Origin of the sequence: Streptomyces sp. Tu 3180, from assembly GCF_009852415.1 — a bacterium.
Classification (GTDB): Bacteria; Actinomycetota; Actinomycetes; order Streptomycetales; family Streptomycetaceae; genus Streptomyces.
Window position 1 is genome coordinate 7,990,072 of the sequence record NZ_WOXS01000002.1, and the last position, 22,483, is coordinate 8,012,554.

The 22,483-nt window shown below is 72.9% G+C and carries 14 protein-coding genes and 1 pseudogene; 10 read left to right on the top strand and 5 right to left on the bottom strand.

Going from position 1 to position 22,483, the window contains the following annotated elements:
* Positions 1–774: 774 nt before the first annotated feature.
* On the bottom strand, positions 775–2,142 hold the full coding sequence (locus GL259_RS35950) for an FAD-binding oxidoreductase (protein ID WP_159537802.1): 1,368 nt from the start codon (positions 2,140–2,142) through the stop codon (positions 775–777).
* A 270-nt stretch (positions 2,143–2,412) separates the two neighbouring features.
* On the opposite strand from GL259_RS35950, the gene GL259_RS35955 reads away from it, so the two are divergent.
* The gene (locus tag GL259_RS35955; protein ID WP_159537804.1) at positions 2,413–2,613 is read left to right on the top strand and encodes a hypothetical protein; all 201 of its coding nucleotides are present in this window, start codon (positions 2,413–2,415) and stop codon (positions 2,611–2,613) included.
* Here GL259_RS35955 and GL259_RS35960 read toward each other — a convergent pair.
* A pseudogene (locus tag GL259_RS35960) lies at positions 2,591–3,375 on the bottom strand (pentapeptide repeat-containing protein). The gene GL259_RS35955 and the pseudogene GL259_RS35960 overlap by 23 nt on opposite strands.
* A gap of 877 nt (positions 3,376–4,252) precedes the next feature.
* On the opposite strand from GL259_RS35960, the gene GL259_RS35965 reads away from it, so the two are divergent.
* The 3 genes from GL259_RS35965 to GL259_RS35975 all read left to right on the top strand — a co-directional run bounded on the left by GL259_RS35965 (position 4,253) and on the right by GL259_RS35975 (position 8,834).
* Positions 4,253–5,386, top strand: a complete 1,134-nt coding sequence (locus GL259_RS35965; protein WP_159537806.1) for a cellulose binding domain-containing protein — start codon at positions 4,253–4,255, stop codon at positions 5,384–5,386.
* 124 nt (positions 5,387–5,510) lie between these two features.
* The gene (locus GL259_RS35970) at positions 5,511–7,694 is read left to right on the top strand and encodes a glycoside hydrolase family 3 N-terminal domain-containing protein (protein ID WP_159537808.1); all 2,184 of its coding nucleotides are present in this window, start codon (positions 5,511–5,513) and stop codon (positions 7,692–7,694) included.
* A 63-nt stretch (positions 7,695–7,757) separates the two neighbouring features.
* On the top strand, positions 7,758–8,834 hold the full coding sequence (locus GL259_RS35975; RefSeq protein WP_159537810.1) for a lytic polysaccharide monooxygenase: 1,077 nt from the start codon (positions 7,758–7,760) through the stop codon (positions 8,832–8,834).
* A 103-nt stretch (positions 8,835–8,937) separates the two neighbouring features.
* Here GL259_RS35975 and GL259_RS35980 read toward each other — a convergent pair whose 3' ends face one another.
* The gene (locus GL259_RS35980) at positions 8,938–9,432 is read right to left on the bottom strand and encodes a cupin domain-containing protein (RefSeq protein ID WP_159537812.1); all 495 of its coding nucleotides are present in this window, start codon (positions 9,430–9,432) and stop codon (positions 8,938–8,940) included.
* Positions 9,433–9,527: 95 nt separating this feature from the next.
* Positions 9,528–9,998 carry a carboxymuconolactone decarboxylase family protein gene (locus GL259_RS35985; RefSeq protein ID WP_159537814.1) on the bottom strand — a complete coding sequence of 157 codons (471 nt, stop codon included), beginning with the start codon at positions 9,996–9,998 and terminating at the stop codon, positions 9,528–9,530.
* 377 nt (positions 9,999–10,375) lie between these two features.
* Between GL259_RS35985 and GL259_RS35990 the strand changes: the two genes are divergently transcribed.
* Positions 10,376–11,926 carry a S8 family serine peptidase gene (locus tag GL259_RS35990; RefSeq protein ID WP_159537816.1) on the top strand — a complete coding sequence of 517 codons (1,551 nt, stop codon included), beginning with the start codon at positions 10,376–10,378 and terminating at the stop codon, positions 11,924–11,926.
* Between the two features lie 200 nt (positions 11,927–12,126).
* Positions 12,127–13,998: a DNA/RNA non-specific endonuclease gene (locus GL259_RS35995; protein WP_159537818.1), complete on the top strand. Its 1,872-nt coding sequence runs from the start codon at positions 12,127–12,129 to the stop codon at positions 13,996–13,998.
* A 114-nt stretch (positions 13,999–14,112) separates the two neighbouring features.
* On the opposite strand, the gene GL259_RS36000 is transcribed toward GL259_RS35995, so the two are convergent.
* On the bottom strand, positions 14,113–16,173 hold the full coding sequence (locus GL259_RS36000; RefSeq protein WP_347814638.1) for a serine protease: 2,061 nt from the start codon (positions 16,171–16,173) through the stop codon (positions 14,113–14,115).
* Positions 16,174–16,926: 753 nt separating this feature from the next.
* Here GL259_RS36000 and GL259_RS36005 point away from each other — a divergent pair.
* The 4 genes from GL259_RS36005 to GL259_RS38030 all read left to right on the top strand — a co-directional run bounded on the left by GL259_RS36005 (position 16,927) and on the right by GL259_RS38030 (position 22,248).
* Positions 16,927–19,140, top strand: a complete 2,214-nt coding sequence (locus GL259_RS36005; RefSeq protein WP_159537822.1) for a hypothetical protein — start codon at positions 16,927–16,929, stop codon at positions 19,138–19,140.
* 205 nt (positions 19,141–19,345) lie between these two features.
* A complete protein-coding gene (locus GL259_RS36010) occupies positions 19,346–20,356 on the top strand; it encodes an ATP-binding cassette domain-containing protein (protein WP_159537824.1) in 1,011 nt (336 codons plus the stop codon).
* The gene (locus GL259_RS36015; protein WP_159537826.1) at positions 20,353–21,162 is read left to right on the top strand and encodes an ABC transporter permease; all 810 of its coding nucleotides are present in this window, start codon (positions 20,353–20,355) and stop codon (positions 21,160–21,162) included. Before GL259_RS36010 ends, GL259_RS36015 begins: the two co-directional genes overlap by 4 nt.
* Before the next feature lie 216 nt (positions 21,163–21,378).
* The gene (locus GL259_RS38030) at positions 21,379–22,248 is read left to right on the top strand and encodes a peptidoglycan-binding protein (protein WP_208026563.1); all 870 of its coding nucleotides are present in this window, start codon (positions 21,379–21,381) and stop codon (positions 22,246–22,248) included.
* Positions 22,249–22,483: the final 235 nt, after the last annotated feature.

Sequence of the window (22,483 nt, forward strand, 5' to 3'; positions counted from 1 at the left end):
TGCCGGCTGGCGGGGGCGTGTCGTCGTCGGTTCGGGTGGTGCCGGCTGGCGGGGGCGTGTCGTCGTCGGTTCGGGTGGTGCCGGTTGACGGGGGCGTGTCGTCGCCGGCCCGGGCGGTGGCACTGTCGGTGTCGGTCGTGCCGTGCTCGACGTCTGTGGCTCGGGCGTCCAGGACGGCAGGGGGTCCAGTGTCGGCAGGGACAGGTCGGCCGAGGCCGACGGCGTGGGGCGGGGCGTGCCGCCGTCCTGTGCGACCAACGCCCACACGGCGATGCCGCCGAGGACGAGCACAGCGGCGCAGCCTGCGATCCACGGGGCCCGCCGGGGTGGGCGTCGGTGACGGTTCATGGTTCTTACTGTCCTATGCGGCCTGGCGGCGCGCTTGTCGTCCCGGCGGGGTGGTTCGTCTCCCCGTACGAGCGGTCCGCTCGTCCGGGTGATGCGCAGGGGCGTGCCCCGGTCGTCGTCCGGACCCGGACCCGGGACCGGCGACCGCCCGGTCACGCAGGAGGCCGGCCGGGTGCCCCTCGGCCCCGTGCCGCGACCTCACGCCGGAAGGCGCCGACGCGGGCGTCGGACATCCGCCCCTCTCCGGCCCCCTGGACGGCTGATGCGGAGAAGAAGAACCACGACGCTGCTCCGCACGGTTCCCCGCACGGCGAGGCCGGCGCGAGCCGAAGGCCTCACCGCGAGGCCGGGAGGAAGAAGCGATCGGGGGAAGCCGCCCCGGACGGAAGCGAGGGCGGCCGTCCGGGCCGGGGGCTGTTCACAGGCTCACGGCCTGCGCGCGGCCGGTGCGAAGAGGCCGTCCGGGTCGTACGCGGCGCGGACGCGCTCGAGCCGCTCCTCGTGCGAGCCGAAGACCGCGCCCCGCAACGCGCTCGCGTCCTCACCGAGCCCGGCGAAGTTGACGTACGTCCCGCCGCTCGAGAACGGTTTCACCGCGTCCCAGGCCGAGCGCGCCCACTCGATGGCGGTCTCGTCCAGCGCCGGGTCCTGCCAGCCCGCGTCGATGCTCACGTTGTAGTGCGCGGACCGATGCGCGAACGCGCTGTCGTCGGGACCGACGCGCGCCACGGCGCCGCCCAGGGTGCGGACGACGATCAGGCTCTCCGGGGTCGGCCGCCGGGAGTACCAGTCCACCAGGGTATCGATGGCCTCGTCGCTCAGCTCGTCCAGGAAATGCGACTTCATGAAGTAGCGTTCCCCGTCGGGGAACCGCCAGGTGTTGGCGCTCTGCAGCGCGACGTAGGGCACGGTTCCGCTCAAGTCGACCAGGGGCGGACCCAGTTCGCGTTGCGGTGCCAGCGCGGCGGTGGCGGCGTCGCCCGGCGGGCCCCCGTACACGGCTCCGACCATCACACAGTTCGACCGGTGCAGTTCGGGCGGGATCGCGGGGTCCGCGGGGACGCTCCAGAGCAGGAGTTCCGGCGTGACCGTCTCCGGCGCGGTGTACGCCGCGTCCCGCCAGGCCCGCAGCACTTGTCCGGCGTGCTCGTACGGGTGGAGCACCAGTGCGCCAGCCACCTCGGGGCCGAGCGGGTGAAGGTCGAACTCGAAGGACGTGACGACCCCGAGGCCCCGGCCGCCGCCGCGCGCCGCCCAGAACAGCTCGGGTTCCTCCTCCCGGCTCGCCGTGCGCACGGCGCCGTCCGCGGTGACGACCTCGAGCGAGCGGAGGCTGTCGCAGCTCAGGCCGAACGTCCGCATCACGAAGCCGAAGCCGCCGCCGAGCGTGAGGCCCGCGATCCCGGTGGCCGAGATCTCCCCGCCCGGTGCGGCCAGGCGGTGCAGCTGGGTCTCGCGGTCGAACTCGCCCCAGGTCACGCCCGCCCGGGCCCGCGCGGTGCGGGCGGCGGGGTCGACGTGCACGCCCTTCATGTGCGACAGGTCGATCACCAGCCCGTCGTCGCACACCGCGCTGCCCGCCACCTGGTGCCCGCCGCCGCGGATGCTGACGAGGGGACGGTGCTCGCGCGCGACCCGTACCGCCTCGACCACGTCCGCCGTGTCCGAGCACCGGGCGATGAGCGCGGGGCGGCGGTCGATCAACCCGTTCCACACGGCCCGGGCCTCGTCGTATCCGGGATGCCGGCGGTCGATCACCTCACCTCGCAGCAAGGAGCGAAGCTCGTCCGCCATCGTCTGCTCCGCAGAGGCCGTCCGTACGGCCCCGGGGTTGTCCGGCATCGGCGTCACCCTCCCGGTGCGCTGCTGACTGCCGTGGTCCCTTCCACGCTAGTGCGGAGTCGCCGCACCCGCATGCGGGCCCGACGACTCCGCGGAGCACCGGGCGGAGCCGGTGCGGGGAGGAGGCGTCCGGTGAATCTGACACCCGTTCAGCATCCCGGCCCCAGGCGCCCACCGCGCACCGGGTGCTCACCCAGGACGGAGACCCGGCCGAAGGCGTCGATGCTGATCACCACCCGGATCACGGTGGAGCTCCCGTCGTCCGACGGGACGCGCGGGCGCCGGGCGGTCTCGCCGGCCCGCGGGACGGCCGCGGTGGGCGGGGTGCGCCCGGACCGCCCCGCCGGACGGCGGCGGGTCCGGCACGGGCCGGTCGTGACCGCCGTGGTGATCCCCGCGCCTACCAGTGAGCGGGCCGGCTGAGCGCCGGGGGCAGTACGGTCGCCGCGTCGCCCCTGGCCGCGTTCAGCTGCGCCTGGGTGAGGAACAGCGCGCCGGTGAGGTCCGCGCCGCTCAGGTCGGCGTCCCGCAGGTCGGCCCCGATCAGGTCGGCGTCGCGCAGATCGGCCTCGCCGAGGTCGGCCGCGACGAGGAGGGCGCCGCGCAGGCTCGCCCCCTGAGGTCGGCGCCGGACAGTTTCGCGCCGATCAGATCGGCTCCGCGGTGGTTCTTCTTACGGCCCGGGACCTGGGCCCGGGCCAGCTCGCTGGCCCGCAGCAGCAGTGTGTTGACCTCGCCGCGCAGCGCGTTCACGTCCAGCCGGGTGATCGACTCGGCGCTGCCGCGGGTCAGGCCGTCGATGTGGGCCAGCGCCTTCCGCAGCTCCTTGTGGACGGGGCGGGCCGGTGCGAGGCCGAGGGCCTCGGTGACGTACCAGAGCAGCTCGTGCAGCTGCCGCATGACGGGGAAGACCTGGAACATGGAGCGCGCCGTCTTCGGCGCCCGACGCCAGTCGGTGCCGCCGAAGGTGACCCGGGAGACCTTCTGCCCGGCGCCGAAGCAGTCGAAGACGGTGCAGCCCGGGTAGCCCTTGTCGCGCAGCTGGGCGTGGATGCCGCAGCGGAAGTCCTGCCGGAGGTTCGAGCACGGCTGGCCGGCGGGCTTGTCGGCGGCGAAGTCGGCTGAGCGGGCGAAGGGCAGGGCCACGCAGCACAGGCCGAAGCAGTCGGCGCAGTCGGCCTGCAGGTCCTTGCGGTCCTCGGGGGCCCTGCCGTTCCGGGGCGCCGTGCGGTCCCGGGAGGCCGTGCGGTTCCGGGACGGCGCCTTGCGGTCGTCCCGCGGCGGCCTGCGGTCCTGGTTCTCGGAGTCCGGCCGGCGCCTGCGGGCGGGCCGGCCGTTCCCGGCCTGCCGGCTCGTGCGGTCCTGGCCCGCGGCGCCGCGCTCCCGGTCCTTGCCGGGGGTACCTCCGTCACGGCCCTGGCCCGCGGACGGACGCTTGCGCTCACCCGCCTGGGGCGGGAGCCCCTGCCCGCCGGTGGCGGACGACCGCCGGCGTCCCCCGGCGGAGGGGGGCTGCTTGCGGACCTCGCCCGCGGAGGGGCGCTGGCGCCCCCCGGAGGAAGAGGCGGCTCCGTGCTGTGGCGACACCGTGCGTGCTCCTGTTGGGCAGTGAGCACCGCATCCCGCGGCGCTCCGAGAACGGCTTCCATCCTCCCAGACGGCGCGGTGTGCAACGGCGGTCTCGGCAGCCCGCAGCGGATCGGCCGCTTCTCCTGCGGCTCTGGCTGCTGCTCGGAGCGGTGTGGAGACGGGGTGATCCCGGACGGCGACCTCCGCACGGGCACCCGCACGCCCCGCCACCCCTCCCGCGCAAGCGGGCCCTCCCGCACGGTCCCGCGCCGAATGTTTCGGAGGTGCTTCGCGAGAAAGTCGCTCTTGTGGATCATATTGCCTGACCTGGGGCTTCGAATTTATTTCGACACTTTCGCGCGCACAGCCTTGTCAGGGACATGCGCTCCTTCTACAGTCCCGTCCGGACCGGTTGATGGGAGCGCTCCCATACTCGGGGTGAGAAGCACTCCCGCCGGTCGGCCCCCCGCACCCTTCTGGAGAGGTCCCCCACATGCGACGGTTACCGCACCAGACCCGCGCCGTGCGCGGCCTGTTCGCCGCACTGCTCACCGCTCTCGCCACGGTCGCGGCGCTGGTGACCGCGACGGCGCCGGCCCAGGCCGACACCACGATCTGCGAACAGTACGGATCGACCACCATCCAGGGGCGCTACGTCGTCCAGAACAACCGCTGGGGCACCAGCGCCACCCAGTGCGTCACCGCCACGGACACCGGCTTCCGCCTCACCCAGGCCGACGGCTCGGTGCCGACCAACGGCGCCCCGAAGTCGTACCCGTCGGTCTTCAACGGCTGCCACTACACCAACTGTTCGCCGGGCACCAACCTCCCCGCGCGGATCAGCGGCATCTCCGGCGCGCCCAGCAGCATCTCCTACGGCTACGTCAACGACGCCGTGTACAACGCCTCGTACGACATCTGGCTGGACCCGACCCCCCGGACCGACGGCGTGAACCGGACCGAGATCATGATCTGGTTCAACAAGGTGGGCCCGATCCAGCCGATCGGCTCCCAGGTCGGCACGGCCACCGTGGGCGGGCGCACCTGGCAGGTGTGGTCGGGCAGCAACGGCTCCAACGACGTGCTGTCCTTCGTCGCCCCGTCGGCGATCAGCAGCTGGAGCTTCGACGTCATGGACTTCGTCCGGGAGACCGTCGCACGCGGCATGGCGCGGAACGACTGGTACCTGACGAGTGTCCAGGCAGGATTCGAGCCCTGGCAGAACGGCGCCGGGCTCGCGGTGAACTCCTTCTCCTCGACCGTCAACACCGGCGGCGGCACCCCGGGCGAGCCCGGCCCCGGCACCCCGGCGGCGTGCACGGTGTCGTACGCCACCAACGTCTGGCCGGGCGGCTTCACCGCGAACGTCACCGTGAAGAACACCGGTTCGTCCGTCGTCGACGGATGGAAGCTCGCCTTCACCCTGCCCTCCGGGCAGCGCGTCACCCACGCCTGGAACGCGTCGGTCACCCCCTCCTCGGGCGCGGTCACGGCGAGCGGGCTGGACGGCAGCGCGCGGATCGCACCCGGCGCCAGCCAGAGCTTCGGGTTCCAGGGAACCTACAGCGGCACCTTCGCGCAGCCGAACGGCTTCAGCCTGAACGGCACCGCCTGCACGACCGCGTGACGCGACCGGCGGGCCGCGCACCCGCCGCGTCCCTCCGCTCCGGGGCCCGCCCCTTCTCCCTGTGCCGACAGGGCGGGCCCCGGAGCGGCCCCACCGCCGGACCGTCCAGGAAGGGCCCCACCGCATGAGCCGCACGCCGTTCTCCCGCCGGCCGGCGATCACCGCCGCGCTGTGTGCCGTGGTCCTGTCCCTGACCGGGCTCACCGGCGCCGTCCCGCCCCCGGAGCCGTCCCCGGCCGCCGCCGCGCCCTACCGGGACCCGTCGCTGCCGGTGGCGGACCGCGTGGAGGACCTGCTGTCCCGGATGTCCCCGGACGACAAGATCGGCCAGATGACGCAGATCGAGAAGGACGCCCTGGTCCCGCGGTCCGACCTGGCCACGTACCGGATCGGCTCGGTGCTCTCCGGGGGCGACTCCACGGTCAGCCCCAACAACGCCCGGACCTGGGCCGACACCTACGACTCACTGCAACGCACCGCCCTCGGCACACCGTTGGGCATCCCGATGATCTACGGCATCGACGCCGTGCACGGACACAACGCGGTCCGCGGCGCGACGGTCTTCCCGCACAACATCGGCCTCGGCGCCACCCGCGACCCGGCGCTGGTCCAGCGCATCGGCCGCGCGGTCGCCGAGGAGGTGGCGGGCACCGGCATCGACTGGTCCTTCGCCCCCTGCCTGTGCGTGGCCCGCGACGACCGGTGGGGCCGGACCTACGAGTCGTTCGGCGAGAAACCCGAACTGCCCGCCTCCATGACCACGTTCGTCACCGGCATGCAGGGCGGGACCCTGGGCGCCGACCCGGCCTCGGTGCTCGCGACCGCCAAGCACTACCTCGGCGACGGCGGCACCACCGGCGGTGTCGACCAGGGCGACACCGAACTGTCCGAGGCCGAACTGCGCGCGATCCACCTGCCGCCGTTCCGGGAGGCGGTGCGCCGGGGCGTGGGCTCGGTGATGCTCTCCTACAGCAGCTGGAACGGCGTGAAGTCGCACGCGCACAAGTACCTGGTGACGGACGTCCTCAAGGGCGAGCTGGGCTTCACCGGGTTCGTCGTCTCCGACTGGGCGGCGGTCGACCAGCTCGACGGCCGGAGCGGCTTCACCGCCGCCGAGATCACCACCGCCGTCAACGCGGGCGTCGACATGGTGATGGTGCCGCACGACTACAAGAGGTGCCTGAGCCTGCTGCGCGGCGAGGTGAGCGCCGGCCGGATCCCCATGGCCCGCGTCGACGACGCCAACCGCCGCATCCTCACGCAGAAGTTCCGGCTCGGCCTGTTCGAGAGGCCCCTCACCGACCGCTCCCTCACCTCGCAGGTCGGCTCCGCCGGACACCGGGCGCTGGCCCGGGAGGCCGTACGTGCCTCGCAGGTGCTGCTGAAGAACGACGGCGGCGTCCTGCCGCTGGCGAAGAACGCCAGACTGTTCGTCGCCGGCAAGTCCGCCGACGACATCGGCAACCAGAGCGGCGGCTGGACGGTGGGCTGGCAGGGCCGCAGCGGCCCCGTCACCGAGGGCACCACCGTCCTGCAGGGCATCCGCGCCGCCGTCACCGACCCGTCCCGGGTGACGTACGACCGCTACGGCAACGGCATCGACGGCAGCTACACGGCCGCCGTGGCCGTCGTCGGGGAGACGCCCTACGCGGAGGGGAGGGGCGACCGGCCCGGGAGCATGGGGCTGGACCAGGAGGACCTGCAGACCCTGACCCGGCTGGAGGCGAGCGGCGTGCCGGTCGTCGTGGTCCTGGTCTCCGGGCGTCCGCTCGACATCGCCGCCCACCTGCCCGACTGGGAGGCGCTGCTGGCCGCCTGGCTGCCCGGCACCGAGGGAAACGGCGTGTCCGACGTGCTGTTCGGCGACCACGCCCCGACCGGCAGGCTGCCCGTGACGTGGATGCGCGACGCCTCCCAGCAGCCCGTCAACGACGGCGACGGCAAGACCCCGCTGTTCCCGTACGGCCACGGCCTGACCTACGACACGGCGCCGGACCCCACGCCGACCCCCGCGCCCCGGGCGTGCACCGCCCGGTCCCGGATCACCTCCTCCTGGCCGGGCGGTCACCAGGCGGAGGTCACCGTCGAGAACACCGGGACCGGACCGCTGACCGGCTGGTCGGTCGAGTGGGACCTGGGCGGGGCGGCCGTCACCCACCTCTGGAACGGCACCCTGTCGGTCGCCCAGGGCCGGGCCACCGTCCGCAACACCCCCCACAACGGCGCCCTCACGCCCGGCGCCACCACCTCGTTCGGCTTCACCGCGAACGGCACCGCGGGCGCGCCCGCGGTGCGGTGCACCGGCTGAGGCGGGCGACCGCGGGAGTTCCGGCTCCCTTTCCCCGTCACGATTTCACTACCGGGAGATCCCATGACCTTACGCAGCAGACTCGTCTCCTTGGCGGCGGTACTGGCCACCCTGCTCGGAGGGCTCGGCCTGAGTTTCCTCTGGCAGAACAACGCGCAGGCGCACGGCGTGGCGATGATGCCCGGCTCCCGCACGTACCTCTGCCAGCTGGACGCCATCACCGGCACCGGCGGGCTGAACCCGACCAACCCGGCGTGCAAGGACGCGCTCAGCAGGAGCGGCTCGTCGGCGCTGTACAACTGGTTCGCCGTCCTCGACTCCAAGGCCGCCGGGCGGGGCTCCGGCTACGTGCCGGACGGCACGCTCTGCAGCGCCGGTGACCGGTCCCCGTACGACTTCTCCGCCTACAACGCGGCCCGCGCCGACTGGCCCCGGACGCACCTGACGTCCGGAGCGACGATCAAGGTGCAGTACAGCAACTGGGCCGCCCACCCCGGTGACTTCCGGGTCTACCTCACCAAGCCCGGCTGGTCGCCCACGTCCCAGCTGGGCTGGAACGACCTGGAGCTCATCCAGACCGTCACCAACCCGCCCCAGCAGGGCTCCCCGGGCACCAACGGCGGCCACTACCACTGGGACCTGAAGCTGCCCTCGGGCCGCTCCGGTGACGCGCTGATCTTCATGCAGTGGGTGCGTTCGGACAGCCAGGAGAACTTCTTCTCCTGCTCCGACATCGTCTTCGACGGGGGCAACGGAGAGGTGACCGGCATCCGGAACCCGGGCGGCACGCCGACCCCGACCCCGACGCCGACCCCGACCCCGACGCACACCGGTTCCTGCATGGCGGTCTACAACGTGGTGAACTCCTGGAACGGCGGTTTCCAGGGCTCCGTCGAGGTGATGAACCACGGGACCTCGCCGCTGAGCGGCTGGGCCGTGCAGTGGAAGCCCGGTTCCGGCACCCGGATCGGCAGTGCGTGGAACGGCTCCCTGTCCACCGGTTCCGACGGCACGGTGACGGTGAGGAACGTCGATCACAACCGGGTGATCAACCCCGACGGGAGCGTGACGTTCGGCTTCACGGCCACGTCATCGGGCAACGACTTCCCGGTGGGAACGATCGGCTGCGTGGCCCCGTAACGCCCGTCCCGCCGGCCACGGGCGCCGTGCCACGACGACGTACGGGTGCGACGGCCGGCCGGCCGGCAGGCAGGGCCGGGTCCCCGGGGACCCGGCCCTGCGCCTACTCCACGAAGTACGAGTCGTGCCTGTCGAGGAACGCGGCGCGCTCCTCCTCCGAGGCGTGCGCCAGCCGCGACACCTGCTCGAAGTACTCCTCGCGCGGCGCGCCCGGCGTGAACAGCAGCAGCATGTCGGCCGGGGCGTCGGAGTCGTTGCGGAAGGCGTGCAGCCCGCCCTGCGGCACGTGCAGGAAGTCCCCCTTGCGCGCGTCGACCCACCGTTCGCCGTCGAACAGGCGCACCGTGCCGTCGAGGATGTAGAAGGACTCCGAGATCCGCTTGTGGAAATGCGTCTTCGGCCCGCCCGCCCTCGGCCCCATCTCCACCCGGTACAGACCGAATTCACCCCGCGTGGTGGCAGTGGTCGCCAGGTAGTGGGTGGCGTTCCCCCCGGCGCCGCTCGCGCCGAGGTCCGGCGGGGTGCCGGCGGGCCGGAAGACGGCGTTGACCTCGCCGTGGTCTCCCCAGTACTTCTGCTCCGGGTACGGATACGACATCTCTGGTCTCCTTGCCTGCGACGGACCCGTGCCGGCCCGGCGCAGACCGGGGCGGCACGGGGACGGACGGCTGGTGTCCTGCGGTGCCGGGCGTCTCAGCCGAACATGCCGGGCCGGTAGTCGCCGGCCGGCTGCTGGTTGACGACGTTGATCCGGTTGTAGGCGTTGATGACGGCGATCAGCGAGATCAGCGCGGCGAGCTGGTCCTCGTCGTAGTGCTTGGCCGCGTTCTCCCACGCCTCGTCCGTGACGCCGCCGGCGGCGTCGGCGATACGGGTGCCCTGCTCGGCCGGTTCCAGCGCGGCGCGCTCGGCGTCGCTGAACACCTTCGCCCCACGCCAGGCGGCGACCAGGTTCAGGCGCTGCTGCGTCTCGCCCGCGGCGGCGTCCTTGGTGTGCATGCCGGTGCAGAAACCACAGCCGTTGATCTGGCTCGCACGGGTCTTCACCAGCTCCTGCGTCGTGACCGGAAGCGTCGAGTCGTGGACGACCTTGCCGGCCGAGTCGATGTGCTTGAGCACCTTGCCCGCGAGGGCGTTGCCGAAGCGGTCGAGACGGGCGTCCACGGTGTGTCTCCTCGCGTATCGCCGTTACGCACCACTGACCGGGAGACCGGGCGAAGTGTGACAGCGAACGGGGTGTGACGTGCGCCTCGTCCGGCACGCCGCCGGTTCCGCCGGCCCGCCCGCCCCGCCACGGCGACGCGAACGGCCTCGAAGAGAACGGCCCGCCCACGGGGCGCACGCCTCCCCGGGCAGCGCGGGCGGCGAGGCTTCACCGTCCGGGGCGGGCGAGACGGTCCGTCGGTGTCGTGGCACGAGGTTGCCGTGCGACGGGGGTGCGAGGAGACTGGCAGGGAGGGGGGTTGTTCCTCAGGCTGCGGGCCCGGGGGCCGTGTCGTCACCGGCCGGGGCTTCCGCGCCGATGTGAAGAGGCGAGAGCGATGTCACGCCAGTACTACCAACGTGGCCGTCTCGTCGAGGCCGAAGAACTCGACGATGTCATCGCGGTCAAGATGGGCGCGGCCCCTCAGGAGAGAGTCGCCGAAGTGGAGGCGGACCTGGGAAGCAGTGCTCGCGGGGAGATACGCGAAGCCGGTGTCGACGACGAGACGACCGACGCCTTCGCCCGGGCGAACTGGATATTCGTCAGACCGAACCGGCGGACCCGCGAAGCACTCACCACGGGCGACGGGATTCCCCGTGCGGAGGCGGCCGGCAAGGTCATCCGGCGGCCCAACGGCAGGATCGGCATCGCGACCGACGCGTTGACCGTCCGGCTGGAGCCGACGCTCTCGGAGGAGGAGGCCGAGCACGAGCTCGAGACCGCCGGTCTGACCGTCGTCAACCGGCTCGGCTTCGCGAAGAACCTGTACGAGGTACGGGCCCCGGCGGCGCGGGACGCCCTCGCGGCCTCCGTCGAGCTCCACGACAACGATCGTTTCGTCTTCGCCGAACCCTCGTTCATCGAGCACGTCCCCGCCCGGTTCAGGCCCACCGGTGCCCAGTACCCGCGGCAGTGGCAATGGAGGAACGCCGGTACCGGCGGCGGCACCTCGGACGCCGACGTCCACATCGAGCCGGCCTGGGACCGCACCTTCGGGCGCGGAATCCGGGTCGCCGTCATCGACAACGGCTTCGACGCGGAACACCCGGACCTCGCCGCCGGGGTGGACCGGTCGTCGGGATTCTTCACCGACGCGGTGGACGGCACGGTCTTCGTCCAGGGCATCTCGGGGATGCCCGACAGCGACCACGGCACCTTCTGCGCCGGCATGGCCGGGGCCCGGCTCAACAACGGGACGGGAGGTACGGGGGCGGCCCCCGAGTGCAGCCTGATCCTGCTGGCGTGCCTGCCGGACCAGGTCGGTCCGCAGACGACGCTCGCCCGCGCGGTGGCGTACGCGGCCGACCCCTCGACGGAGGTGCCCGGGGCCGGCCCCGGAAGCGAGGTGGACATCCTGGTCAGCAGCCTGGGCCCGAACGGCGCGGACTGGGATCTGACCAGCACCCTGGAGCTCGCCCTCGAATTCGCCGCCACCCGTGGCCGCCGGGGCAGGGGACTGCCGGTCTTCTGGGCGGCGAGCAACGGCAGGAACGTCGACATCGCCCAGGACGAAGTGGTCTCCCACCCGGATGTGATCGCCGTGGTGCGGTCGACCAACCGGGACCGGGAGGACAACGCGGCACGCGGCCCGGAGGTCGAACTGATCGCCCCCGGTGTCGACGTCCTCAGCACCACGTCCGGCGGCGGTTACGGAACCAGCACCGGCACCAGCTTCGCCGCCCCCTGCGCGGCCGGGTGCGCGGCGCTGGCGCTGGCGGTGAACCCCCACCTCACCCGCGACCAGCTGCGCGAGGTGATGCACAGGTCGGCCGACAAGGTCGGAGGACCGGAAGTCCGGTACGACGAGGCCGGCCACAACGACGACTACGGCTTCGGCCGGGTGAACGCCGCTCAGGCCGTCGCGCTCGCCCACCGGATGAGGCCGTGAACGGAGAACCCGCGGTCCTCCGCTGCCACGGCGCCGGGCCGGCGGCGCGCACCTGACGTCGCCACCTCCACGCACGAGAAGCACACCATGACCACTTTCCGCAGGGGGCGGTGGCTGTTCGGGCAGCCGCCGCCGGTCACCGTCCGGACCGTGGGCGTGCCGCGCACATGCCGCCCCCTTCGGTGAAGGGACGGGCCGCCATGGCCACCAAGACCAAGAAGAAGACCACCTCGCCGGCCAGGAAGCCGGCGACCTCCGAGGACGAACTGCTCGCCTCGCTGCGGCGTTACATCCGCACCCGTGGCCCCGAGCTGCTGGAGGATCCGAACATCACCTCCGTGGGCATCGGCCGCAAGGTCACCGGCGGCCGGCGCGGCAGGCAGGTCGCGTTGCAGTTCACGGTGGACAGCAAGGCCGAACCGGAGGTGCTGGAGACGCTGGGCACCACCCTGATACCCGAGACGATCACGGTGGACGGTGTCGAGGTGCCCACCGACGTCATCGAACGCAGCTACAAACCGCAGTTCCGGAGGGTCGCCGAGGCCGAGAGCCCGGTGCGCAAGACACGCCTGGACCCGATCGAGCCCGGGGTGAGTGTCGGGTCGGTGACGGTCTCGGCGGGCACGATCGGCTGCATCGTGTTCGACAAGGCCGACGGCACCCCCTACGTGCTGAGCAACTGGCACGTGCTGCAGGGCCCCGACAGCGAACTGGGCGTGGAGGTCGTCCAGCCCGGCCCGCACGACGACAACCGCATCCGCCGCAACCGCCTGGGCACGCTCAAGAGGTCCCACCTGGGCGTGGCCGGTGACTGCGCGATCGCCGCCGTGGAGGACCGCGCCTTCGTCCGGGAGATCTTCGAACTGGGCGTGGTCCCCGGGGAACTGGGGGAGCCGGAGCTCGACGACAAGGTCGTCAAGAGCGGACGGACCACCGGCGTCACCCACGGCATCGTCCGCCGCGTCGACACCATCGCCAAGCTCGACTACGGCGGCCAGGTCGGGATCAAGGTCATCGGCTGCTTCGAGATAGGCCCCGACCCCGACCGCCTGCCCGAAACCGGGGAGATCAGCAGCGGTGGTGACTCCGGTGCGGTGTGGCTGTTCAAACAGGGCGGCCGTCCGGGCACGGTCATGGCCGGGCTGCACTTCGGCGGTGAGGCCGCGGGCGAACCGGACGAGCACGCGCTGGCGTGCCTGCCGACCTCGGTGTTCGAGAAGCTCGAGATCAGCCTGACCCCGCCGGCCCCGGAAGACGTCCGGGCCGTCGCCGGATACGACCCTGACTTCCTCGACGAGCGCATCGACGTCCCGCAGCTGGACGCGGAGCTCGTCCGCGACGCGGTCCGCCTCCAGGGCTCCGAGGTCGTCCCCTACACGCACTTCTCGCTCGCCCTGAGCAGCAAGCGACGCTTCCCCTTCTGGGTGGGCTGGAACATCGACGGCGGCACCCTGAAGAAGCTCAACCGCAACGGCATCCCGTTCGTCAAGGACCCGAGGCTGCCCACCACCGCACAGGTGGGCAACGAACTGTACGAGAACAACCGGCTCGACCGCGGGCACGTGGCCCGCCGCGCCGATCTGCTGTGGGGAAGCCTGCCGGAGGCCAAGAAGGCCAACACCGACTCGTTCTTCTACACCAACATCACCCCGCAGATGGACGACTTCAACCAGAGCTCCAAGAACGGGCTGTGGGGCGAACTGGAAGACGCCGTCTTCGCCGACACGGAGGTCGACGACCTCAAGGTCAGCGCGTTCGGCGGGCCGGTCTTCCGGGAGGACGACCGTACCTTCCGCGGGGTGAGGATCCCCCGCGAGTTCTGGAAAGTCATCGTCTTCACCGAGCACGGCACGCTGAAGGCCAAGGGGTTCCTGCTCACCCAGAACCTCGATCAGCTCGAGGCCCTCGAACTCGACGAGTTCCGCGTCTTCCAGGTCACCCTCGGCGAGCTCGAGAACCGCACCCGGCTCAGCTTCCCGGCCGTCCTGCACAAGGGGGACACCCTCCAGGTGCCTGAGGCCGTCGCCGACCGGGCCCCCTTGGAGACCCTGGCCGACATCCGCTGGGACTGACCGCCCTGTCCCGCTCCACCCGCACCCGCCGCGCCGCGCAACGGTACAGCGGCGGGTGCCCGACGGGTCGTCCCCGGCCCGCTCGTGCCGAACCGGCCCGTCGTCGTCCGTCGTTCAACCGGTGACGAGATGACTGCCGACCGACCGGGCGACGTCGGCGTGGGCGAGGTACTCCGCGATGCTGTGGGCCCGGTCGCGGGCATTGACGACGGCGAGGTCGGTCAGGCCGTCCGCCCAGTCGTCGGCCAGCGGACAGCCGATGGCCACCGCGTCGGTCGGGCACCATGCGTTGAGCCAGTCCGCCACCTTCTCCGGGCTCTTCGGCCCACCGGACAGGAGCCGGCGGTACACGCTGTCCATCCCGAGAGGACTGCCCACCGTGGTCAGGTGGACGACCTCCACACCGGGAGACAGCCGGGTGATGAGGTCCATGCCGACGACCGTGCCCAGGCTGTGGCTGACGAGGACCATCTCGCCCGAGTCCGGCACGCTCTCGAGCACGCAGTCCAGGACCTCCTCGCGGATCCGCCGGTCGTCGAGGTACGCGGCCACGTCGCGGAAGACGAGGGAGATGGCCCATGTGTCGAGGTCGCTCCTGGCGGCCAGCCAGCCCAGACGCCGCCACACGGCGCCGACCGCGGGGTCCAGGCTCAGCCCTTCGGCGGCCTGCTGCGTCTCCGGCGGCACGTACCACTTGGCGGCCGCCTCGCCGATGATCTCCTCGTACACCGCACGGGCGGTGGGGGAGTCGGGCGCGACGGCCGCCGGCGCCTCGGTGGCCGGGGGAACGGACTCGTGCGTGCCGAGGGCCCGCACCAGACGGTCTCCGTAGAACGGGAACCAGACGTCCGCCGGATCGACCGTCGGCAGCCCGGCCCGGACGAGCCCCAGGTTGAGCCCGGCGGTCCACTCGCGGCGCAGGGCCCCGGGGTCCTTGCCCTGCTGGGCGCGGCCGTGCAGGAAGACCAGGTGCCGTCTGCCGCCGAACGCGCCGTCCCGGGCCCGCAGGCCCGTCGCACGCGGGGCGGCCGCCTCGGCGGACGCCTGTCCGACGGGAGCGGAGGGGGCGGCCGGCCCGGCGACGGCACCGGTGGCCGCGGGGACCGGCCCGCCGACGGCACCGGTGGCACCGGCGGCCGGCAGGGGGCCGCCCAGCCCCGACTCCGGCCCCATGCCGGCCAGCAGCGCCCGCTGCCCGGGGGTGAGCGGCAGCGACGCGAGGTGCTTCAGGACGGAGCTGATGCGCACCCCCTCGTTGGACACCCAGTCGATGGTGTCGTCACCGTCACCGGGGTGCCACACCCGGCCGTCGCGGCGCAGGAGGCGGCCGCGCTCATCGGTTCTGGGCACGCCGCTGTGGTGGAGGGCGATGACCTCCCACTGGTCGTTGAAGACCGGGGAGCCCGAGTTCCCGGGCTCGGTGTCCGTGCGGTAGTGGATGAAGTCGTCCAGGCGCACCTGCAGGGCGTTGTCGCGTACGGCGATCTCCTTCAGGCGTCCCATCGGGTGGCCGATGATGTTGACCGGCTCGCCGATCACCAGCTTGCCCAGCTGGACGCTGAGCCGGTGCCAGCCGAAGGTCTCGCCCGGTGGCCCGTGGCCGGGGCCGGGGGCCACCAGGACCAGGGCGAAGTCGAGACGCCTGTCCGCAGTGAAGAACCCGTCCGGGTCCAACTCCAGCCGTGCCGGCGGCTGCGGTGTGTTGTCGACGGTGACCTGGGCGTCGAACTCCACGAAGCAGTGCCGGGCGGCGTCCTCGTCGGGGAGGACGTGATGGTTGGTCAGCAGCAGGCTCGGCGACACCAGGAAGCCGGTGCCGGTCGGCAACTCGCGACCGTTCTCCCGCGTCGAGATCCGGGCGATGCTGCGTGCGGCCCGGGCACCGCGCGGCAGGAAGCTCCATGCCTGCAGTTCCTTGGACACGCCGAGGATCCGCTCGAACGCGGCGGACGGCGCGAGGGGTTCGGCGCGGACCGCCTCCATCACCATGGCGGCCGGCACGGCCTGCCGGTCGAGCAGGCGGGCCGTCCGCACCGCCAGTGCCTCCGGCGAGTCGGGGAAGCTGACGCCGGCCGCCTGCTGACGCTCGACCTCCCGGCGCTGCTCACCGGTCTCGTCGTAGCGGGCGGCGGCGGCCGCCGCCTGTTGTTCCCGCTCGTCGCGGGATCTGTCCATGATCTCCATGACCCTCACCGTCCTTCGAAGGCGCGGAACGGCACGAAGCGAGGTCACCGGCCCCGTGGGGGAGGAACCCGGCCCGTGCGGCGGTCACCTGGACGCAGGACGCCGCGGGGGCTCGCGATCGCGGACTCGTCCCGGTGTTCTTCCGGACGCCCCCGACGAGGTCCGCCGGGGCCTGCGCGGCCGTGCCGGTTCCGTACGGCCGTGCCGGTTCCGTACGGCCGTCGGGGCGGCCGCCGCGCGATCCGCCGGACCGTGCCGCGTGTCGCACGGGAGCCCGTGGCCGGCGGGCAGGACGACCGGCGGCCGCGGGGTCGGCCGCGTCGCACGCCCGCTCATCTCCATGGTGCGCCTCATGCGGAACCGCTGCGACCCAGGGCCACGAGCCGGAAGCCGCAGACCGGCGCGGCCTCCGGTCCCAGGGCCGGTGGCGGCCGGTGGCGGTGCGACCGGCCCCGGGAACCGATCTCCCCCCCCCCGGCTCCCGGGAGTTCGGGCACGGTGCGGCCGGTGGGGCGACGTGGGCGGCGACGGCGGCACGTCCCGGTGCGTCGCGGTTGGAGCCCCGCGCACCGCGCCGTCCCTCCAACGGCCTTCCACGCTCGCGGCAGGGCGGATCACTTGCTTGAGTCGCCTTGGAACCCCGAGCCGGAGGCTCCGGACCGTCATGCGTTCGACGTACGCGCACCCGTCTCCCACCGTCGGCACAGGTGCGCGAGGAGCAGGCCGGACGCGGAAGGACACGCCATGTGTGACCGTGCATCGCCCGCCTTCGAGACCAGCGCGCACCTGTGGCCCAACCGGGCCGACGCGGCTCCCTCCGGGGTCCCCGTCGCCACGCTCATCCTGGCCGAGGAGGAACTGCCGGGAGCGCAGCGCCCGCCCGGCCCGGGCACCGGCACGCCGCCGCCGTTCCCCCCGCCGCCGGACGCCCCTCCGGCGCTCCCGCCGTCGCGGCCCTGCGCCCCGGACTTCCGGGACGGCTGCTACGAGGTGACCATCCGGTCCGACCTGAGCGTCCTCCGGGCCACGGTCGGCACCCTGCGCGTCGACCGGGCCGCACCCGCCTCGGGGCCCGACGGGGTCATCGTCAGCGGCGACCTCTACCACCGGCCGGATCCCGTGGTCCCGCCGCTCCCGCTCTCGCTCCCCTTCCCGCCCGGCTCCCCGTTCCCGGTGGATCCGGGCGCGCCCACCGGCGACGGCCGCGGCGGCACCGCCCGGGGTGCCTCCCCGGCCGCCACCGCCAGCCGGACGGACCTGCCCTTCCCCCTGCTCCTGCCGCGCATCCCGGTCCTCCCGCGCGACCGGTACCGCTCCTACCTCAGGGGCACCCGCCTGGTGGTGCCGAGGCGCACCCCGCTCAGCACGCCGTGCCAGGTGATCGTCGACGTCGACGAGTTCGACTACACCCGGCCGCCGCCCGGTTCCTTCCGGGGGACCTTCCCCTCCACGCCCAGCCGCTCCCTCAGGTTCGTCCTCACCCAGGTCCCCGCCGCTCCCTCCCCCCTGCCCTTCCTCGACGGTCCCGGATTCGAGGGCCGTGTGCTGGAAGGCGGCATCGACCGCGGCTCGGTGACCCTCAGATGGGTCTCCGGCTTCCTGCGCAGGGCCGTGCTGGAAATCGACACGCTCCTCGGAGCCGTCCCGCCGCAGCCCGTTCCCAACGCCGCCGGAACGGCGGACGAGTTCTTCGACACCGTGTACGCCACCGCCGGCTGGCAGCTGACCGTCGACCACGCCGAGGCCCAGGCGGACGTCCCCGTGCCCGCCGGCGTCACTCCCGACGCCTGCTGGTCACCGGCCGGTCTCCACGCGCTCATGAGCAGCGTGCGCAAGGCCGGCACCGACCTCGACGCCGAATGGCGCACCCACCTCGTCGTCGTCCCGGCCACCATGGGCTGCTCCCGCGGCGTGATGTACGACCAGATCCAGGTGCCCCGCGAGGGATCGGCCAGTTTCAGCGACGACGGCTATCCGGACAGCGACTCCGCGCACTTCGGCGCCGCCGAGAACCGGAGGCAACGCGACGTGCCCCGGGCCTACCTCCGTTCGGCGGCCCACGAGGTGACCCACGCCTTCAACCAGATCCACCAGGAGACCGAGACCGCGGCCGACAACTCGATCATGACCACGACCCCCAGCGTGGCCGACGTCCTGGCCGGCCCCCTGACCGGAGCCCCCGGTGTCTTCCCGGACCAGATCAGCCTCGGCTTCAACCCCACCGTGCGCAACCACCTGGCGCACATGCCCGACCCGGTGGTGCGTCCCGGCGGCTGGCCCTTCGCCTCCTGGCTCCCCGCGGGCGCCCCGCAGGCCGCCGACCGGAACCTCTTCCGCGACGACGAGCTGCGCCTGGAGGTCACCGCGGAAACCGACCGCACGCCCCTGGGCGCCCCCGTCACCGTCTCCTGGAAGCTGACCAACACCTCCGGCGTCGCACTGCTGGTCCCCGACGACATCCGCCTGGAGGCGCTGTTCGCCACCATGTCGAGCAGCGACGAGAGCGACGAGGAGAAGGCGGTGCGCCCGTTCGTCATCGCCTGCGACGCCGCCAAGCTCGCCCCGCTGGCCCCCGGCGAGTGGCTGGAGGCCGACTACCGGGTCTTCTGGAGCTCCGACGGCTTCCCCCTCGAACGGCCCGGCCGGCACACCGTCACCGTCACGGTCGCCTGGTCCGCCGGCGGCGTTCCGGTCGGCGTGACCGGCAGCTGCGGCATCTGGGTCGACCGCCCCACGACCGAGGAGGAGAACCGCGACGCCGCCCTGGTCCTGCACCCCGAGGTCGGCAAGTGGGTCGTCCTCGGCGGTGACGCCCCCCACCTGGAGGAAGCCGTCACCCGCCTGCGCACGCTGGACGACGGCGCCGTCCGCACCACGGAGGCCACCGCGGGCCGGCGCTCCCGGGTGGCGGACGCCTTCGGCCGGCTCGATCTGATGCCGCGGCCCGGGGAGAGCTGAGCCGGGCGGCCGCTCCGGCACGCCCGCCCCGGACCGGGCCGGCACGCGGGGACGGACGAGCGACGTGCCCGCGCCGTCCCGGCCCGCCGGCTCCCGGTGAGCGGCCGGCACCGGGAGGAATGTCAGTGGCGTGCGTCACAGTTGAGGGACAGGTGGGCGCCGACCCGCGACGTCCGCGACACCGCGAAGTCACAAGGGGAATCCCATGACGTACGCGATTCAGGCGGAGGGCCTGGTCAAGCGGTTCAAGGAGACCGAGGCCCTGGCGGGGGTGGATCTGGCGGCCCGCACCGGCTCGGTGCTGGGCCTGCTCGGTCCGAACGGGGCCGGCAAGACGACAGCCGTGCGGATCTTCGCCACGCTGCTGCCGCCCGACGGGGGACGCGCGACCGTGGCCGGGTACGACGTCGTCAGGGAGGCCGCGGCCGTGCGTGCCCTCATCGGCCTCACCGGCCAGTACGCGGCGGTCGACGAGAACCTGACCGGCACGGAGAACCTGCTGCTCATCGGCCGCCTGCTCGGCATGAGCAGGCGCGACGCGCGGGCACGGGCGCGTGAGCTGCTCGACCGGTTCCGCCTCACCGACTCGGCGGGACGCGCGGTGAAGACCTTCTCCGGCGGCATGCGGCGGCGCCTCGACCTCGCGGCCAGCCTGGTCGGGCGGCCCAGCATCCTCTTCCTGGACGAGCCCACGACCGGCCTCGACCCGCACAGCCGCGGAGAACTGTGGGACATGCTGCGCGCCCTGGTGGCCGACGGCGCCACGGCCCTGCTGACCACGCAGTACCTGAACGAGGCCGACGTGCTCGCCGACGACATCGTGGTCGTCGACAAGGGCCGGGTGATCGCCCAGGGCACGCCCGACCGGCTGAAGTCCGAGGTGGGCGGCCAGGTGCTGGAGGTCCGCCCGCTCGCCCCCGGGGACGTCGCCGCCGCCCACGGGCTGGTCAGGGAGGCGGTCGGGCCGGAGACCCGGATCGAGGGCGAGGTGATCACGGCTCCGGTGAAGGACCCCGGGCTGATGCCCGCGGTCGTGCGCGGGCTCGACCGGGCGGGGATCCGGGTCGGCGAGCTGGCCCTGCGGCGCTCCTCGCTCGACGAGGTCTTCCTCGCCCTGACCGGTCACCGGGCGGAGCCCGGGGACGAGGGCGGCGGGACGGACGGCGGCGACGACCGTCACGAGCCCGAGCTGGAGAAGGCGGTGAGTTCCTCATGACCAGCGCGACGGTCACCGCCCCGCTCACGGCGCCGGGCCGGGTACGGCCCCTGGCGTGGGTGGGCCAGACCCTGACGATGGCGTGGCGCAGCCTGGTGGCGGTGAAGCACAATCCGCTGGAGCTCGTCGACTACAGCGTCACGCCGATCATGTTCGTCTTCCTGTTCACCTACGTACTGGGAGGACAGATGGCCGGATCGACGGACGCGTACCTGATGTACGCGCTGCCCGGCATCATCGTCCAGAACACCCTGTTCATGACGGTGTACACGGCCATGGCGCTCAACACCGACCTGACGAAAGGCGTCTTCGACCGGCTGCGCAGTCTTCCGATAGCCCGTTCCGCGCCGCTCATCGGACGGATCACCGCCGACCTCGCCAAGCACGTGTGGGCGATGCTCCTGATGATCGGCATCGGGCTGCTGATGGGCTTCAGGATCACCGGCGGGTTCGGGGGGTTTCTCCTGGGCGCGGTGCTGCTGGTCGTCTTCGCGGCGGCGGCGTCGTGGAGCGCCGTGCTCATCGGAATGCTCGCGAGCGACGCGGAGAAGGTGCAGGCGTTCTCGTTCACCGTGATCTTCCCGATCACGTTCACCAGCAGCGCGTTCGTCGTCGTCGACACCATGCCGGGCTGGCTCCAGGCGTGGAGCGACGTCAACCCGGTGACCCATCTGTCCGACGCGTACCGCGGGCTGCTGGTCGGCGGCCCGGTGGCGGAACCGGCGCTGTGGTCGCTGCTGTGGGCCGTGGGCATGGCGGCGGTGTTCGCCCCCCTGGCGATGCGGGCCTACCGGGCGAAGGTCTGAGCACCCGCTGCGGCCCAACAGCCCTGACGACGACGGCCGAAGGGCCGGGGACCGCTTCCCGCGGGCCTTCCCCGTTTGCCGCGGCCTCCCGTCGGACGCATCGTGGAAGGCGGGGAGGACCTGCCGCACGGCCCCTCGTCCGCCCGGCTCCCGCTTCCCGTTTCACCCCGCCGCACCCCGCGGTCGTGTGCGGTGCGAAGAGGGGAGGACCCCACCATGCCCGATCCGTGGATGCCCCAAGCCCTCAAGGTGGACCTCGGGGACCACGCGCCGTGCGACCCCGCGTTTCCCGCGAAGGCGATCGCGCACATCACGGGGGACCGGAAGGCCACCGCCGGGGCTCCCCTGGACCTGGTCCCCTTCGCCAACCTCAAGGGGTTCTTCACCGGCGACGGCCGGGGCCGGGCCCCGCACGTCCTCTGGGACCCCTTCACGGGGGCGTTCGCCCAGTTCTTCCCCGCCACGTCCCGCAGCAAGGCCGTGTACGACGCGGCCGGTGGCACCCGGACCAACCGGGCCGGCAAGGTCGTCATCCAGATCGAGGCCCTGTTCTTCCCGCACTGCCGCGTCGACGGCAGGGTGTTCGCGAGGCTGGTCGACACCCCTTGCAAGGGCTGGGGCGAGCTCAACGCGTGGACCGGCTCCTGGGGCGTACCCGACGTCTGGCCCATGGGCCGTCCGGCCTCCCTGTCCCGCAACACGTGTCCGGCCGACAAGTGGAAGTCGCAGGGCGGGTGGTACGCCCACGCCCACGTGCCGGAGAACGACCATGTCGATCCCGGTTCCTGGCCGGCGTTCGTGTCACAGCCGTCCGGACCGTCCCCCGCCGGGCCCCGGTTCGAGCCGTTCCCCGGTACGTCGTTCTTCCAGGCGGGACGCAAGTCGCCCGTCATCGCGGGAATGCACGCCCGGCTCGTCGCCGAGGACTGCGACCGCTACACCTCCGACACCGACATCGACGTGTGGGGGCCCGGCGACGTGAGGTCCTACGCCGCCTGGCAGCAGAAGCTGGGTCTCGAGGGCGGAGCCGCCGACGGCATCCCCGGCCGGTTCAGCTGGGACAGGCTGGGCGTCCCCGGAGTCTGAGGTCTCCCGGCCGGCGCAGCGACCGTCCGAAAGGCCCGTACACCTGCGCGTTTCCGGGTTTGCGCGCGACTCCCGACGGGCGCATGCTGGAAGCAGGGGCGACCGTGGGGCAAGCGGTGCACGGTCCGGGAAGGTGCGCGGCCCGCGGGCGGGAACGCCGCCGCGCCGGCCGGCGGGCGCACTCCTTGCCGGCCTCCCGCGCTCCGAGGAGGCGCGCCGGCTGCTCCCTCCGCCG